The sequence below is a fragment of the Microbulbifer pacificus genome, assembly GCF_002959965.1.
Taxonomy (GTDB): Bacteria; Pseudomonadota; Gammaproteobacteria; order Pseudomonadales; family Cellvibrionaceae; genus Microbulbifer; species Microbulbifer pacificus_A.
Genome location: NZ_PREV01000026.1, coordinates 751,078 through 764,968 on the forward strand (window position 1 = coordinate 751,078; position 13,891 = coordinate 764,968).

8 protein-coding genes are annotated in these 13,891 nt (G+C 58.9%); 3 read left to right on the forward strand and 5 right to left on the reverse strand.

The features are described 5' to 3' along the window. The first annotated feature begins 352 nt into the window (after positions 1-352). From C3938_RS03680 to C3938_RS03690, 3 genes are all read left to right on the forward strand, one after another. Positions 353-1,579 carry a TonB family protein gene (locus C3938_RS03680; RefSeq protein ID WP_105103207.1) on the forward strand — a complete coding sequence of 409 codons (1,227 nt, stop codon included), beginning with the start codon at positions 353-355 and terminating at the stop codon, positions 1,577-1,579. 193 nt (positions 1,580-1,772) lie between these two features. Further along, entirely contained in the window at positions 1,773-3,854 is a 2,082-nt protein-coding gene (locus tag C3938_RS03685) for a M13 family metallopeptidase (RefSeq protein WP_105101888.1), read from the forward strand. Positions 3,855-4,023: 169 nt separating this feature from the next. Next, complete coding sequence (locus C3938_RS03690; RefSeq protein ID WP_105101889.1) at positions 4,024-5,910, forward strand: MFS transporter; 1,887 nt, start codon at positions 4,024-4,026, stop codon at positions 5,908-5,910. A gap of 11 nt (positions 5,911-5,921) precedes the next feature. Here the strand turns inward: C3938_RS03690 and C3938_RS03695 are convergent, their stop codons facing one another. The 5 genes from C3938_RS03695 to C3938_RS03715 form a co-directional block, all read right to left on the reverse strand. After that, positions 5,922-7,355: an NAD(P)/FAD-dependent oxidoreductase gene (locus C3938_RS03695; protein WP_105101890.1), complete on the reverse strand. Its 1,434-nt coding sequence runs from the start codon at positions 7,353-7,355 to the stop codon at positions 5,922-5,924. A gap of 10 nt (positions 7,356-7,365) precedes the next feature. Further along, a complete protein-coding gene (locus C3938_RS03700) occupies positions 7,366-8,958 on the reverse strand; it encodes a tetratricopeptide repeat-containing sulfotransferase family protein (protein ID WP_105101891.1) in 1,593 nt (530 codons plus the stop codon). Between the two features lie 123 nt (positions 8,959-9,081). Then, complete coding sequence (locus C3938_RS03705; RefSeq protein WP_105101892.1) at positions 9,082-11,478, reverse strand: TonB-dependent receptor; 2,397 nt, start codon at positions 11,476-11,478, stop codon at positions 9,082-9,084. 341 nt (positions 11,479-11,819) lie between these two features. Continuing rightward, positions 11,820-12,314, reverse strand: a complete 495-nt coding sequence (gene tpx, locus C3938_RS03710; RefSeq protein WP_105101893.1) for a thiol peroxidase — start codon at positions 12,312-12,314, stop codon at positions 11,820-11,822. 149 nt (positions 12,315-12,463) lie between these two features. Continuing rightward, positions 12,464-13,870 (reverse strand): M20/M25/M40 family metallo-hydrolase, encoded by a 1,407-nt coding sequence (locus tag C3938_RS03715; protein WP_105101894.1) that lies wholly within the window; start codon positions 13,868-13,870, stop codon positions 12,464-12,466. Between the last annotated feature and the right edge of the window lie 21 nt (positions 13,871-13,891).

The window sequence follows — 13,891 nt, forward strand, 5'->3', positions numbered from 1 at the left end:
CAGCGATAGGTTCTCACTGCTTTGTGCGCTACCAGATGCCGCATTCTAGGCGGAAAGTGACAGCTGTCTGCCCCGGCGGATCGCCGATTTGAAAAAACGAGACATTTTACCCATTTCAGGGTTGAACTCCATTGCAGTTGAAGTAGAGTTGAGCAGTGCCCCGATTAATCGCATTTTGCGCCTGGAGAAATTTCAACCAGCCGCATGTTGAGACTTTTTCGGTGCCCGCACCTTTCGGGGGGAAGGTGTGATCGAAGTGGCTGGAAATTTTGTCTGGGGTATTTGATTGATTTTTCAGCGCTTGATCTGCCGGTTTCTGCCCATCCGGCTTAAAACAAATATCAAAGCAAAAATGAAATCGATCAAACTCGTCATTGCCCTGCTGATGTTCGCCATGGCCCTGACTGCAAAAGCGGCGCCACTTCTGAACGGCCTGGCCCTGGAACAGCAGTTCAACAAAGACCAATACATCGCCGCGGTTTACGCCGAACGTCTGTCCAACGACGCTGCATCCCTGCTCGATAACAATATGCCACGGGCGTTGGAAATTCGCGTGGTGGCCGATCACCTGTCTGCTCGCCGTCTGCGCAACCAGTGGATGGAGGGAATTGCCATCAACAACCCGGGGGACACCCTGACCGGGCAGGCGGAAAACATGGTGACCTTCGCCAACCTGTTCAAGGGGCGCCTGGTGAGCGGCGACCGTCTGCGTATTGATTTCGAAGCGAACACCGGCGCCACCTCGGTCTCCTTGAATGGGGTCGAGCTGGGGAAAATCGACAGTCGCGAGTTCTTCAATACGCTGTTGCGCGCCTGGATCGGGCCCGTACCGCCATCCACCGAGTTCCGCGACAACTTAATGAAATCCGGACAGGTAACCGGCGGCCTGCTGGCCACCTTCGAGTCACTGCAACCCAGCGCCGAGCGCGTCAGTCAGGTTCGCGCGACCTATGAAGGTGAGGCCGAAGAAGTTGCCGCGGCGCCGGAGCCCGCCAAACCCGAACCGAAAAAAGAAACCAAGCCGGAGTCTGAAGCCATCGTATCGGTCAGCAAACCTGACCTGAGCGCGGATATTCCGGCCCCCACCCTGGCTGCCATCGGCAGTGCCGCCATAGAAAAGCCCGCTCCGGCGCGCCCCGAACCAAAAGCGGAAACCCCCGCCGTGGCACAGGCGTCCCAGCCCAAACCGCTGAAACCCACGACCACGCGCCCGGCAACCCCGCCGGTGGATGAAGAAGAGCTGGAAGAAGAGGAAGATGAAGCGCCGCTCACCGCGGATATGATTCTGGCCCGGCAGATCTACCACTCCATGCTGCTGCGTCATACCTTCAAGCACATCAACTACCCCAAGCGCGCCATGGAGCGTGGCCAGGAGGGCAGTGTGCGCCTGAACGTCACCATCGACAGCAGGGGCAATGTCATCGACGTCGCCACACTGCAGGAGTCCCGTTATTCGAGCCTCAACCGTGAGGCGCTGGATGCGGTAGAGCGCGCGGGCCCCTACCCCGCCACTCCACCTCAGCTGAAAATGACCGAATACAAATTCTCAGTACCAATTACTTTCCGCCTGCCGGACTGATAACCGTACGAAAACCCCGCTCCTGCGGGGTTTTTTATTGCACTGGCGATTCCATCCACATACTCCGTCGCCCGTTGCCGGCCACTGAACGCATGGGCGCTTGCCCATCGGCGCAGCCCTTGCATACTATGTCCAGTGATTTTCCACCCGGTCCGCGGACCGACCAAGACATAACAAGCCCAAAAGGCCATACATGAAAAAACTGCTTTTACCCCTGGCGATTGCCGGTGCCATTGCCGGAACCTCACTGACCGGTTGCTCTAAATCCGAAGGTCCACAGGCGGATACCGCCACCTCCAAGCCCGCGGCCGAAGCCATCGCCCAGGTAGAGCTCGGTTCCGGTATCGACCTCAGTGCCATGGACACCAGTGTGCGCCCACAGGACGACTTTTTCTCCTATGTAAACGGCAACTGGATCAAAAGCACCGACATTCCCGCGGACAAATCCAGCTGGGGTGGTTTCACCATTCTGCGTGACAAGGCCACCGAGGAAGTAAAAGCACTGATCATGGAGGCGGGGCAGCACGCGAACAATGCTGGCGCCAAGCAGATCGGCGATCTCTACAACAGCTATATGAATGAAGAGCTGATCGAGAAGAAAGGCCTTTCAGCCATCTCCGGAGAGCTGGCCAAGGTCGACGCCATCAAGTCCCGTAAGGACCTGACCGACTTCTTCGCCTACGCCGACACCGTTGGCTACGATGTCCCCTTCGGCGGCACCATCTACCAGGACCTGAAGCAGGTAGAAAACTACATCACCTTTATGTGGCAGGCCGGTCTCGGCTTACCGGATCGTGACTACTACTTCGACGACTCCGAGAAAGGTCAGAAACTGCAGCAGGCCTACCGCGATTACCTGGTAAAAATTCAGCAGATCGCCGGTCTGGAAAATGCCGAGCAGTACGCTGACACCCTGTACGCGCTGGAAAAGAGCCTGGCGGAACACCATCGCACCCGTGTGGATAACCGCGATCCGGACAAGTACTACAACAAGAAGACACTCAGCGAGCTGAAAGCGATGATGCCCGCGGTCGATTGGGACAGCTACCTGCAGAAAGCACACCTGGAAAAAGCCCAGGAGTTTATTGTCGGCCAGCCTGAATATCTGGAAGCCGCCAACCAGATCATCGCGGATACCGAACTGGATACCTGGAAGCGCTACCTCAAGCTCAAGGTACTTTCCGCCGCAGCACCTTACATGCACAGCGAGATCGCCCAGGCAGACTTCGATTTCTACAGCACCACCATTCGTGGCGTTAAAGAAATGGAGCCCCGCTGGAAGCGCGCCGTGCAGTTCGTAAATGGCTCCGTGGGTGAACTCGTTGGCCAGCGTTATGTGGAGAAATACTTCCCGCCGGAAGCCAAGGCGCGCATGGTCAAGCTGGTAGACAATCTGAAGGCGGCTTACAAAGAGTCCATCGAGTCCCTGACCTGGATGAGCGAAGACACCAAGAAGGAAGCGCTGACCAAGCTGGCCAATTTCACCACCAAGATCGGCTACCCGGACAAATGGCGCGATTACAGCGCACTGCAGGTGAACGCCGACGATCTGGTAGGCAACGCCATCGCCGCCACTCTGTTTGAGACCCTGCACGAGCGCGACAAGTTGGGCAAACCCCTGGACCGCGGCGAGTGGGGCATGAGCCCGCAAACCGTCAATGCCTACTACAACCCGGCGATGAATGAAATCGTGTTCCCGGCTGCGATCCTGCAACCGCCGTTCTTCAATATGCAGGCAGACGACGCCGTGAATTACGGTGGCATCGGTGGTGTGATCGGTCATGAAATCGGTCACGGCTTTGATGACAAAGGCAGCAAGTTCGATGGAAAAGGCTACCTGAACAACTGGTGGACCGATTCCGATCGCAGCAACTTTGAAGGTCTCACCGGCAAACTGGTGGCCCAGTACAACGGCTTTGAACCGCTGGATGGCGAGCACGTGAACGGCGAGCTGACCCTGGGTGAGAACATCGGCGACCTGTCCGGTCTCGGTATTGCCTACAAGGCCTATAAAATGTCCCTGAACGGCGGCGAAGCGCCCGTCATCGACGGTTTCACCGGCGACCAGCGTGTATTCTTGGGCTGGGCACAGGTATGGCGCAGCAAGATGCGCGACGAAGCCCTGAGCGAGCGCCTGAAGACCGATCCGCACTCCCCGGCGGAATACCGTGTCCAGGGCGTATTGCCAAACCTCGAAGCCTTCTACCAGGCCTTCGATGTGAAGGAAGGCGACGGCATGTACCTGCCGGAAGAGGAGCGCGTAGTCATTTGGTAAAAGGAATCTGGTAAAGGGAATTTGGTAAAGGGAATCTGGTAATCCAGACCCACGCCAAACGCCATCCCGAGAGCCCCGCAACCGCGGGGCTTTTTTTGCGCACGAGATAGCGCTGCATCCCCACCGCTAATGGCATACCATTGCGAAAACGGACTTCCAGGGGATTCATATGACCCATCAGAACCAGTTTGCCCTGCTCGGCAGCCGCCGCTTCCTGCCCTTTTTCTGCACCCAGTCCCTCGGCGCCTTCAACGACAATGTGTTCAAGAATGCACTGATCGTGATGATCGCCTTCCGGCTCGCCACCGATGAGGCCAACTTCCTGATCAACCTTGCCGCCGGGCTGTTTATTCTGCCGTTCTTCCTGCTCTCCGCCACAGCGGGGCAGATTGCCGACAAGGTAGACAAGAGCGTTCTGATCCGGCGTATCAAACTCGTGGAAATCGGCATAGTGCTGTTCGGTATCGCCGCGCTTTACAGCGGCAACAACTACCTGTGTCTGCTGATACTGTTCCTGCTGGGCGCCCAGTCCACATTTTTCGGGCCAGTGAAATACGCCATCCTGCCCCAGCACCTGCAGAAGACCGAGCTGGTGGGGGGCAATGCCCTGGTGGAAATGGGCACGTTTGTTTCCATCCTGCTCGGCACCATTGTCGGCGGCCTGCTCGCGGGCTTTACCGGCGAGGGCGAGTCCGGGTTGCTGTGGATTTCCGCAGTCATCACCGTCACCGCGGTTGCGGGCTATCTGGCGAGTCGTGCGATTCCGAGCGCAACGCCGCCGGCACCGGATCTGATCATCAATTACAACCCTGTCACCCAGACCGCACGTATTCTCAAGGAAGCCGCAAAAACGCCGTCGGTGTTTTACGCCATCATCGGCATTTCCTGGTTCTGGCTGCTGGGCGCAGCCTACCTCACCCAGATTCCGAGCCTTACCCGCAACGTACTGGGTGGCAGTGAAGCGGTGGTTACTCTGCTGCTGTGCTGCTTCACCATCGGTGTGGCCATCGGTTCCCTGTTGTGCGGGCGCCTGTCCGGTGGCCGCGTGGAACTGGGGCTGGTCCCGATCGGCGCGGCGGGGCTGACTGTCGTCGGCATTTTCCTGGCGTCCGTCACCGGTGGTTACCAGCCGCCGACGGACGGTAGTATCGCCGCCTTCTGGGCCAATGAAGGTTCGCTCGGTATTCTGGTCAACCTGACCCTTATCGGTATTTTCGGCGGTTTCTTTATCGTGCCCCTCTATTCCATGATGCAGGAGCGCTCGGCACCGGAAATCCGCGCGCGAATCATCGCGGTAAACAATGTGCTGAACGCGCTGTTCATGGTGGTGGCTGCGGTACTTGGTATCGTGTTTTTGAATGTGCTGGGCGCGAGCATCCCACAGTTTTTCCTGATCATCGCACTGATGAATGCGGCGGTGGCGATCTTCGTGTTCACCAAGGTGCCGGAGTTTGCCATGCGCCTGCTGATCTGGCTGCTGTCGCACACCATGTACCGGGTAAAGCATCAGGGGCTGGAACGGATTCCCGCGGAAGGTGCGGCAATCATTGCGTGCAATCACGTGAGTTACGTGGATGCGCTGCTGCTCGCCGGCGCGGTGCGCCGCCCGATCCGTTTCATCATGTACAAACCGATCTACGAAATTCCGGTGCTGCATTTCATCTTCAAAACCAGCCGCGCGATCCCAATCTGTTCCAAGGAAAAGGACCCGGCGGGGTATGCGCGCGCATTTGAAGCCATTGAGCAGGGGCTGAAAGACGGCGATCTGTTGTGTATTTTCCCCGAAGGCCAGCTCACCAAAGATGGCGAGCTGCAACCGTTCAAGGCCGGCATTGAGAAAATCCTGCAACGCACCCCGGTACCAGTCATCCCCATGGCGCTGCGCGGACTGTGGGGCAGTTTCTTCAGCCACAAGGACGGGCACGCATTCAGCACGCTGCCGAGAAGATTCTGGTCGAAGGTCTGTGTGGTGGCTGGCCAGCCGTTGGAGGCGGCCATGGTCAAGGCGGAAAAACTACAGGAAACCGTATTAGGACTGCGCGGCGATCATCGCTGAAGTATTCCCATTCAGAGTAATTTATTGCACCACTGCGCCAGCTGCCGTGCCACCGGCAGCTGCCAGCGCGGCCCACACCCCAGATCGAGGGACTCCTCCCAGGTGTACACCGCGTTGATCACCTTGTAGGCGAGCCACGGCACTGGCTCCGGCTCCCAGCCGCGCAGTAGATGATTTGCATCGCCACGAAGTGCCCAAGGCATAGACGTCAACGCCGTTTCCCGCCGCAGAATCAGGTCTGCCAGTGTGCGAGCAAACAGATTGGACGCGCCCACGCCCTCGCCACCATAACCGCCAGCCAGCGCCAGCCCCGCGTGCGCATCATAAATCGCCGCCGGCCGCATGCCTCTCGAAAAAGCGAGGTTACCGCACCAGTGGTGACTCACTTCCACGCCACGCAGGTCCGGAAAAAAGTCCAGCATCAGCTGAAGCTGCACACGCAATTCTTCGTCACGCAGCTTGGCGTCCGTCCGCACATCACCACCGCGATCGTAGCTGCCGCGCGCTCCGAACAGCAGGCGACCATCGGCACTGCGTTGCATATAGGAAATCAGGCGACTGGCATCCGAGCTGACCACACGACGAGAAAAACCGATTGCCCGCCACTGCGCATCACTCAAAGGCTCGGTGGCGATTACGCGGCTGACCACGGGAATAGCGTGGCGCTTGAACGGGCTCTGTACCGTATTACTGAAGCCTTCCAGTGCCGAGATCACCACGTCCGCCGCCAGCGAGCCCCGCGCCGTTGCCACCCGCCCGGATTTGATTTCAGTAACGGGGCTCTGTTCGTATATACGCACTCCCTGCGTCTCCACCACATGCGCCAAACCGCGCACCAGTTTGGCGGGGTGAATGGCAGCCACATTACGTGCGTACATGCCGCCCTGGGTGCCGCGAATATTGACCAACGCCCTCGCCTCACCGGCATCAAGCCAGCGGTAGTCTTCCTCTCCGAAGCCCAGTGCGCGATAGTAATTGAGGGATTCGCGCACCCGTGCGAGCTGCGCGGGAAAGCGCGCGGCACTTGCGAGCCAGCCATCATGGGCGAGGTCACAGTGGATGCCCTCGCGCAGGCAGACCTGCTTCACCTCGCCGACAATGCCGGAGGCCAGTGTCCGCGCGACTGCCTTTTCAGGGGTCGGCAACAGTTTCAGGTAATCGCCGAAACCGGTGAACTCCCCCATCAGCCAGCCACCGTTGCGACCGGAAGCGCCATAGCCGGCCACTTCCTGCTCGATCATCGCGATGTTCAGCTCCGGGTTTTGCTGCTTGAGGTAATATGCGGTCCACAACCCGGTGTAGCCTGCGCCCACAATCGCGATGTCCACCTGTTGCTCCGACTCAAGCGCTGCGCGCGGCGCAACATCGGTGTCGAGGCTGTCGAACCAGTAGCTCAGCTGCCTGTAATTCGATTGGCGGTAATTCGACAGACGAGGATCATTCACCGGGCCGCACTCAGCTCACGGGAATGTCGAGGGATTCCAGTTCCTCACGCATCGGTTTCAGTTGCATCGCATAGTGCTCCCAGCGGCCGATGGAACGGGTATGCGCGGGCTCGCGCACCTGCGCGGCGCTGGCAGTGGACACTGCGGTCTTCTGGTTGTGGAATTCCAGGCAGGCGTCTTCCCACGACAGCTCGAGAAATGCCATAAGTTTGCGCGCACTGGACTCCACATCCCGCGCGGTATCCTCGTAAGCAATGTCCAGGAAACGACCGGGAAAGCGCGCCCGCCAGGTGTCCATCAGTTTGCGATAGCGCCCGTGGTGCCGGGCCATCTCCCGCTGATCGTAGGAGTGCAGGTAAGCGTCGGCAAACAGTTGCTTGAAACCGGCAAAGCAGGCATCCATCGGATTACGGGTGAGGTGTACGATTTTCGCATTGGGCAGCGCTTTCAGGATCAGCGGGATCATCATGTAGTTCTGCGGCAGTTTGTCCACAAAGCGCGGGGTATCCCCGCGCACTTTCTCCACGGATTGCAGATAGAGTCCACCAAGTTTTTCTGCGTCAACCGTGAGCGCCCCGTCGAAGAGTGCAGCAGAAAAGCGTTTCGGGTCGGTGTAGTTGGTAAGTCGGCGTACGGCGAGACCGAACTGCTGGAGTTCGCCGGCGGAATGGACCTGCGAATGTGCGGTGATGATACGTTCCACCAGTGTGGTACCGGTGCGCGGCTGCCCAAGCACGAAAATGGGCGACGCATCGGGATTGCCGTCGGCGAGCGAAGCAAACCATTTCGGAGTGTAGTGCTCCTGCAGAAAATCGAAGGTGGCCTGCTCGGCCTGCTCATCAAACGCCACGGTTGCACGACGCGCGCGCGCCCCCGCAGAAAACGCGGAAAAAGCGGCATCCCATTGCTGCAGGTCTTCCAGTTCCTTGCCGATGGCGTAGTGATAAAACGCCTGCGCCCGCGGCGGCATGTTTTTTTGCTCGAGCAATTGCCGCATGGCCGTAATATGCGCGTCATCCTGCGCTTTGCGCGCGCCGGCCAGCGCCCAGTGCGCCTGCGGGCTGTCGTTGTGCTGGGCAATGATTTTCAGGAAAACACGCTCTGCTTTTTCGGCCTCACCGTGGTACACCAGATTGTTGGCATAGTTCTGCAGGTACGCGGGGTGGTCGGGTTCTGCGCGCAGCGCACCCTCGAAGCAACGCCGGGCCTCGGTGTAGTAGCCCATCATGGAGTACACATTGCCAATCAGGTCGTTGACCGCGGCGTCGCCCCCCGCACAGGATTCCGCCGCTTCCAGTGCGTTGCCGGCCGCGTGAAAATGTCCGTCGCGCATGAACAGTTTGGCGATATGCGCCCAGGCCGCAGGATGGTCTTTTTGCAGTTTCACCACCGACTGAAACGCGCTGAACGCCACCTTCGGCTGCTGCGCTTCCAGCGCTACCAGCCCTACCAGAAAATGTCCCTGCACCAGGTCCGGCTGTTGCGTTAAAACGGCCCGGCAACATTTCGACGCGAAATCGATATCGCCACGGGACAGCGCCTTCAATCCATCGGACAGGGTTTGCTGCAGAAATGCCTGTTTACTCTGCGCTCGCTCGTTCATCACAGTGATCCCCAAACATCAACGAACACTATACGCCGGTGCGCGCCACAAACAAAAATTGACAAAAAAGCGGTAACGGCAACGGCGAGCCGCTACCGCCTTCTCATTCAGGAGATCGAACGCTTATTCGAAATCCATTCCAAAGCGCATACCAAAAGTACGCGGGCGCTTGGGTCCGAAGAAGTGCGACGGCAGTATGCCACCGTTGTTGTTCTGGCCATCCCAGGTGAATTCGTTGGTCAGGTTTTCCACATAGGCGTCGACGTGCCAGTTGGCATTGGACTCATACCCTACACGCAGAGCCACATCCTGATAAGTGTCTATTTTCGTGGTCTCTAATCCTTCCCAGCCACCACCGCGCTCGCTTTCCCAGAAGGTTTCCAGGCTCGCGGTGAGAATACCGTCGCCAAACGGGAAGTGTGCGTCCAGGACCAGCGATCCGGAAAATTCCGGTGCCCAGAACAGCGAACTGCCCTCACAGCCATTCGCGTCCTCCAGACCACAGATGTCCTGCAGTTTGTTGGCCTCGCTGTCGAGCCAGCCGAAGGCGAACATCAGGTTGACGTTATCGTTCAGCTCAGCGGTGAGCGAGGATTCCAGCCCCAGGCTGTCCACTTCACCCACGTTTTTCACGATATTCGCGCCGCCGTCGAACACGACCACCTGCAGATCGGTGTAGCGGTACATAAATCCGGTCACATCGAACAGGGCGCTGCCGCCGAACAGCGTGCTCTTGTAACCCACTTCGAACGAGTCGATTTCCTCAGGCGCAAACACGTTGGGTCCGAAACCGTCCTCCTGGGTCAGATCGGTATTGCCGATGGCCGGTTCGCCTTCTGCATTGCTCGCCAGATTAAAGCTGCCGAAGCCCCCGGATTTGAAGCCCTCGGTATAGCTGGCGTAGTAGGTGTCTTCATTGTTCGGCTGGTAAGTGAGAATGGCGCGGGAGGTGAGTTTGTCCCAGGACTCGCTGCCGCGGATAAAACCGTCGGTGGAGAAACCATAGGCCCAGTAGGCGCCGAGTTCGCTGTCCGGGTTGGGCACACTGATGGCGAAGTCCTTGTCATCGCGTGTGTAGCGCATACCAAGGCCCAGGGTCAGGGTATCCGTCAGCGCGTAGTCCAGATTCACATAGCTGGCCCATCCGGAGTAGGAACCGAGGATGTGGCCGGTCTCGGTCAGCTTGCCATCCGCCGCCGGACTCCAGGCGTAGCCGTAATAATCGTAGAGGTCGGCGCAGCCACTGAAGCCATTGCCGGGGTAGTAATAGTTGCCGTAGTAGGCGCACATGTAATCTTCATCGCCGCGAAACAGGAAGCGGGTGTCGATTTCTTCCTTGTAATAGGAGGCACCGGCATACCAGGACAGCGGCCCCTCGGTGGTGGAGGTCACACGCACTTCCTGCTGGAAGTAATCACCGCTCTGGTCGAGGCCGAAGTCGTTCACATTCAGCGGTGTGCCGTCGTAGTCTTCGGTATAAAAGTAGTCGTGGTCCTTGTAACCGGTGTTTGACGTAACGGTGAAGCGGTCGAAATCGTAATCCACATGCAGACCGAGCGTCAGTACATCCGCATCGTCGGCATCGCCGCTGAAGCGGTCCACGTCCACATCGCCCCTGCGGGGATTGCCGCCCATCATCGGGTCGCCGATGGATTCGACGAACGAATCCCATATGTCGCCCTCTTCGATCGCGCGGTACACGGAACCAGACTGTTCGCGGGACTCATACTCCACCATGGTATGGACGGCCAGCGCGTCCTTCTCGAAGGTGGTGGACCAGCGCAGCGCCTGCTTCTCGTGCGCAATCAGGTCTTTCGAGCCCGGGTAGACGTTGTCGACGAAGCCGTCTTCCCGGGAGCTGTAGCCCGCAACGCGCATGGCGAAGTTGTCGCTGAGGCCGATGTTGACCGCACCTTCTGTGGCGAAATGCCCGTATTGGCCGACGTCGGTTTCAAAGTAACCGCTCACTCCGTCTTTCAGTTCAGCCTTGCGGGTGTGGACACTGAAGGCACCGCCGATGGAATTGCGCCCGAACAGGAACCCCTGGGGACCACGCAGGATTTCCGCGCGCTCCATATCGTACAGGCTGGTAACCGCGGAACCGTTGCGGCCCTCGTAGAGATCATTCTTGAAAAACGCCGCCGAGGGGTCGCCACCCACACCGAAGTCCTGGGTGCGGATACCGCGCACACTGATCGCGTCAATGAAGCTGTCCTGGCTGTTGCCGGTGACACCGGGGGTGAAGGAGACCAGGTCCTTCACATCATTCAGGTTCACTTTCCGGGTGAAATCGCCGGAGAGCGCGGTAATCGCCAGTGGTACATCCTGCACCGACTCCTCGCGTTTACTCGCGGTGACGGTCACCTCCTCAATCGCGAGAACCTGTGCATCGGCGGGTAGCGCCAGCGTCGAAGCAAGAACCGCGGTAGCCACCGCTGCGGCGAGCGTGTTTTTTTTCAGAAGTGGCGTGTTAGACAGTGGAGTCCGGGCAGCCGGCTCCTGCAGATGGCGAGTGATCATTGGGGTCCCTTTGCTTTTTTTATGATCGAGGCGGTACCGGCACAGACAAGCGGTACATTAATCCGCAGCCACGTAGAGATAAAGTATCTGTAGAGGCGTCAGCTGGCTGTGATGTTGTTTTTTGTGCCAGAAGCGGCCGCTCTCCCGCGCGGGAGATCAGGGAAATACCTGCAAACCGAATGCCAAATTGGAGGGAATTCATGCCACAGCGATGACATCAGCGCTTGCCTGTATAAGCGCGGTCGCAATCACCGTGGGGGCTTCAAACAAAACACCCCACAGGGTGTGGGGTGTCCGGCAGTATCCGCGGGCGCGGTTACCGTTTCACAGAGATATGAAAATCAAAGCGCGGCCAGGGCTGCCTCGTAGTCCGGCTCGTCAGCGGTTTCCGCCACCTGTTCGGTGTAGACCACCTTGCCACTCTCATCGACCACCACCACCGCGCGGGACATCAGACCTTTCAGCGGGCCTGTCTCAAATTTCACGCCGTAATCATCGCCAAAGCTGGCACGAAAAGTGGAACCCAGTTTTACGTTGGCGATACCCTCGGCACCGCAGAAGCGGGTCATGGCGAAGGGCAGATCCGCGGACACGCAGACCACCACGGTGTTATCCAGTGAGGCCACTTTTTCATTGAACGCGCGCACGGACATGGCGCAGGTGGGGGTATCCACAGACGGGAAAATATTCAGCACCACACGTTTGCCGGCGAGGTCGGAAAGACTGAGCTCGGACAGGTCGCCCTGTACCAGAGTAAAAGCCGGTGCCTGGCTGCCAACAGCGGGCAGGTCGCCAACGGTGGTGATCGGATTTCCTTTCAGAGTGATATTGGCCATGGTGCAATCCTTGACGTAAAAATGTATGAAACTTTGAACGGGAAGACAGTTGAAAGTGCCCGCAGCATGACGAGCCATGGGGGTAATGTCAATTCGCTCTCGCACAATAAAAAACCCCGAAAAATCGGGGTTTTCATACTGCGAGTCGATCAGTGTTCGGCCGGCACGCGGCCGAGGTTACCTTCCATTTCCGCCGCCAGGAAGGACATCACCACCCAGGCCGCCACATTCTGCCTGAGGTTTTCCGGGTCCACTTTGTCCAGAGTGTCATTGGGCGTGTGGTGGTAGTCGAAGTAATCGCTGCCGTCCTGGTGCAGAGTCATCGCCGGCACGCCCTGTGCGACGAACACACTGCCGTCCGGGCCGCCTGAGGCCTTGTTGTCGCCGCGCTTGATGCCCAGCGGCGCCAGCAGCTGCATCATCTGATCGGCAATGGCGAACTTGCTCTCGGGGATGCGGGTATCGAAACGCCAGATTTTGCCGGCCCCGAAATCGGACTCGGAGACCATAACAATTTTTTCCAGATCATTGGTATGCGCCTCCACATACTGTTTCGCACCGACGAGGCCAATTTCCTCGGCACCAAACAACACCACACGCAGGGTGCGACGCGGGCGCTGTGGAAGCTCGGCGATCAAGCGTGCGGTCTCCATGACAATGGCCACGCCGGCACCGTCGTCCAGTGCGCCGGTGCCTTCATCCCAGCTGTCCAGGTGCGCACCAATGATGACCACCTCTTCGGGTTTCTCGCGGCCAACCACTTCGCCGATTACGTTGAAGGATGGGCCATCTGCCAGCGCTTCGTTGTGCACATTCAGTTTTACCTGTACCGGCTTGCCGCGCTTCAGCATGGCTTCCAGCAAATTGGCGTCTGGCGCGGACAGGGCCAGCGCCGGCACCGGGTTCTCCACGCCATCGACAGACATCATGCCGGTATGCGCAAAGCGGTCGGAATCGGTACCTACCGAGCGCAGCAGCAGCGCCGCCGCCCCTTTTTCGGCCGCCGCACGCATACCCTTGCTGCGCCCCGCCACTGCCGGACCGTATCCCTCACCGGTGCGCGCGCGCTCCATACGCTTGTTGATGAACGCGATCTTGCCCTTCACTTTGCGCGCCGACGCCTTCATCAGCGCCTCTACATCGGCGAACTCCACGATTTCCGCGGTAAGGCCGCCTTCCGGCGTGGAGGCACCGTAACCGAGGGAAGTGACCACCAGCGGCTGCGGGAAAGGTGCGGTCACCTCCGCGTGGGCGTGGCCGCGGGCCCAGCGCTTTACATCGATCTGCTCGGTGTAAACCCGGTCAAAGCCCAGGTCTTTCATTTTCTGCTGAGCCCAGGCCACAGCGCGCTCGTCGCCCTTGGTGCCGGCGCGACGCGGCCCCACCTCCACGGTGAGGGACTCGACGTGGCTGTAGGCATCGGAGGATTCCAGTGCGCGGTCGCGCAGCACTTCCGCTACGGAAATATCCTCCTGCTTCAGTGGAATGGCCTGGGCCATGGTGGCCAGCAGCGCAGCCGCCAGGGCACCGGAAAAATTCGTCAGGGGCTTTAACATGTTTTCTCCAGTTACAGCGAG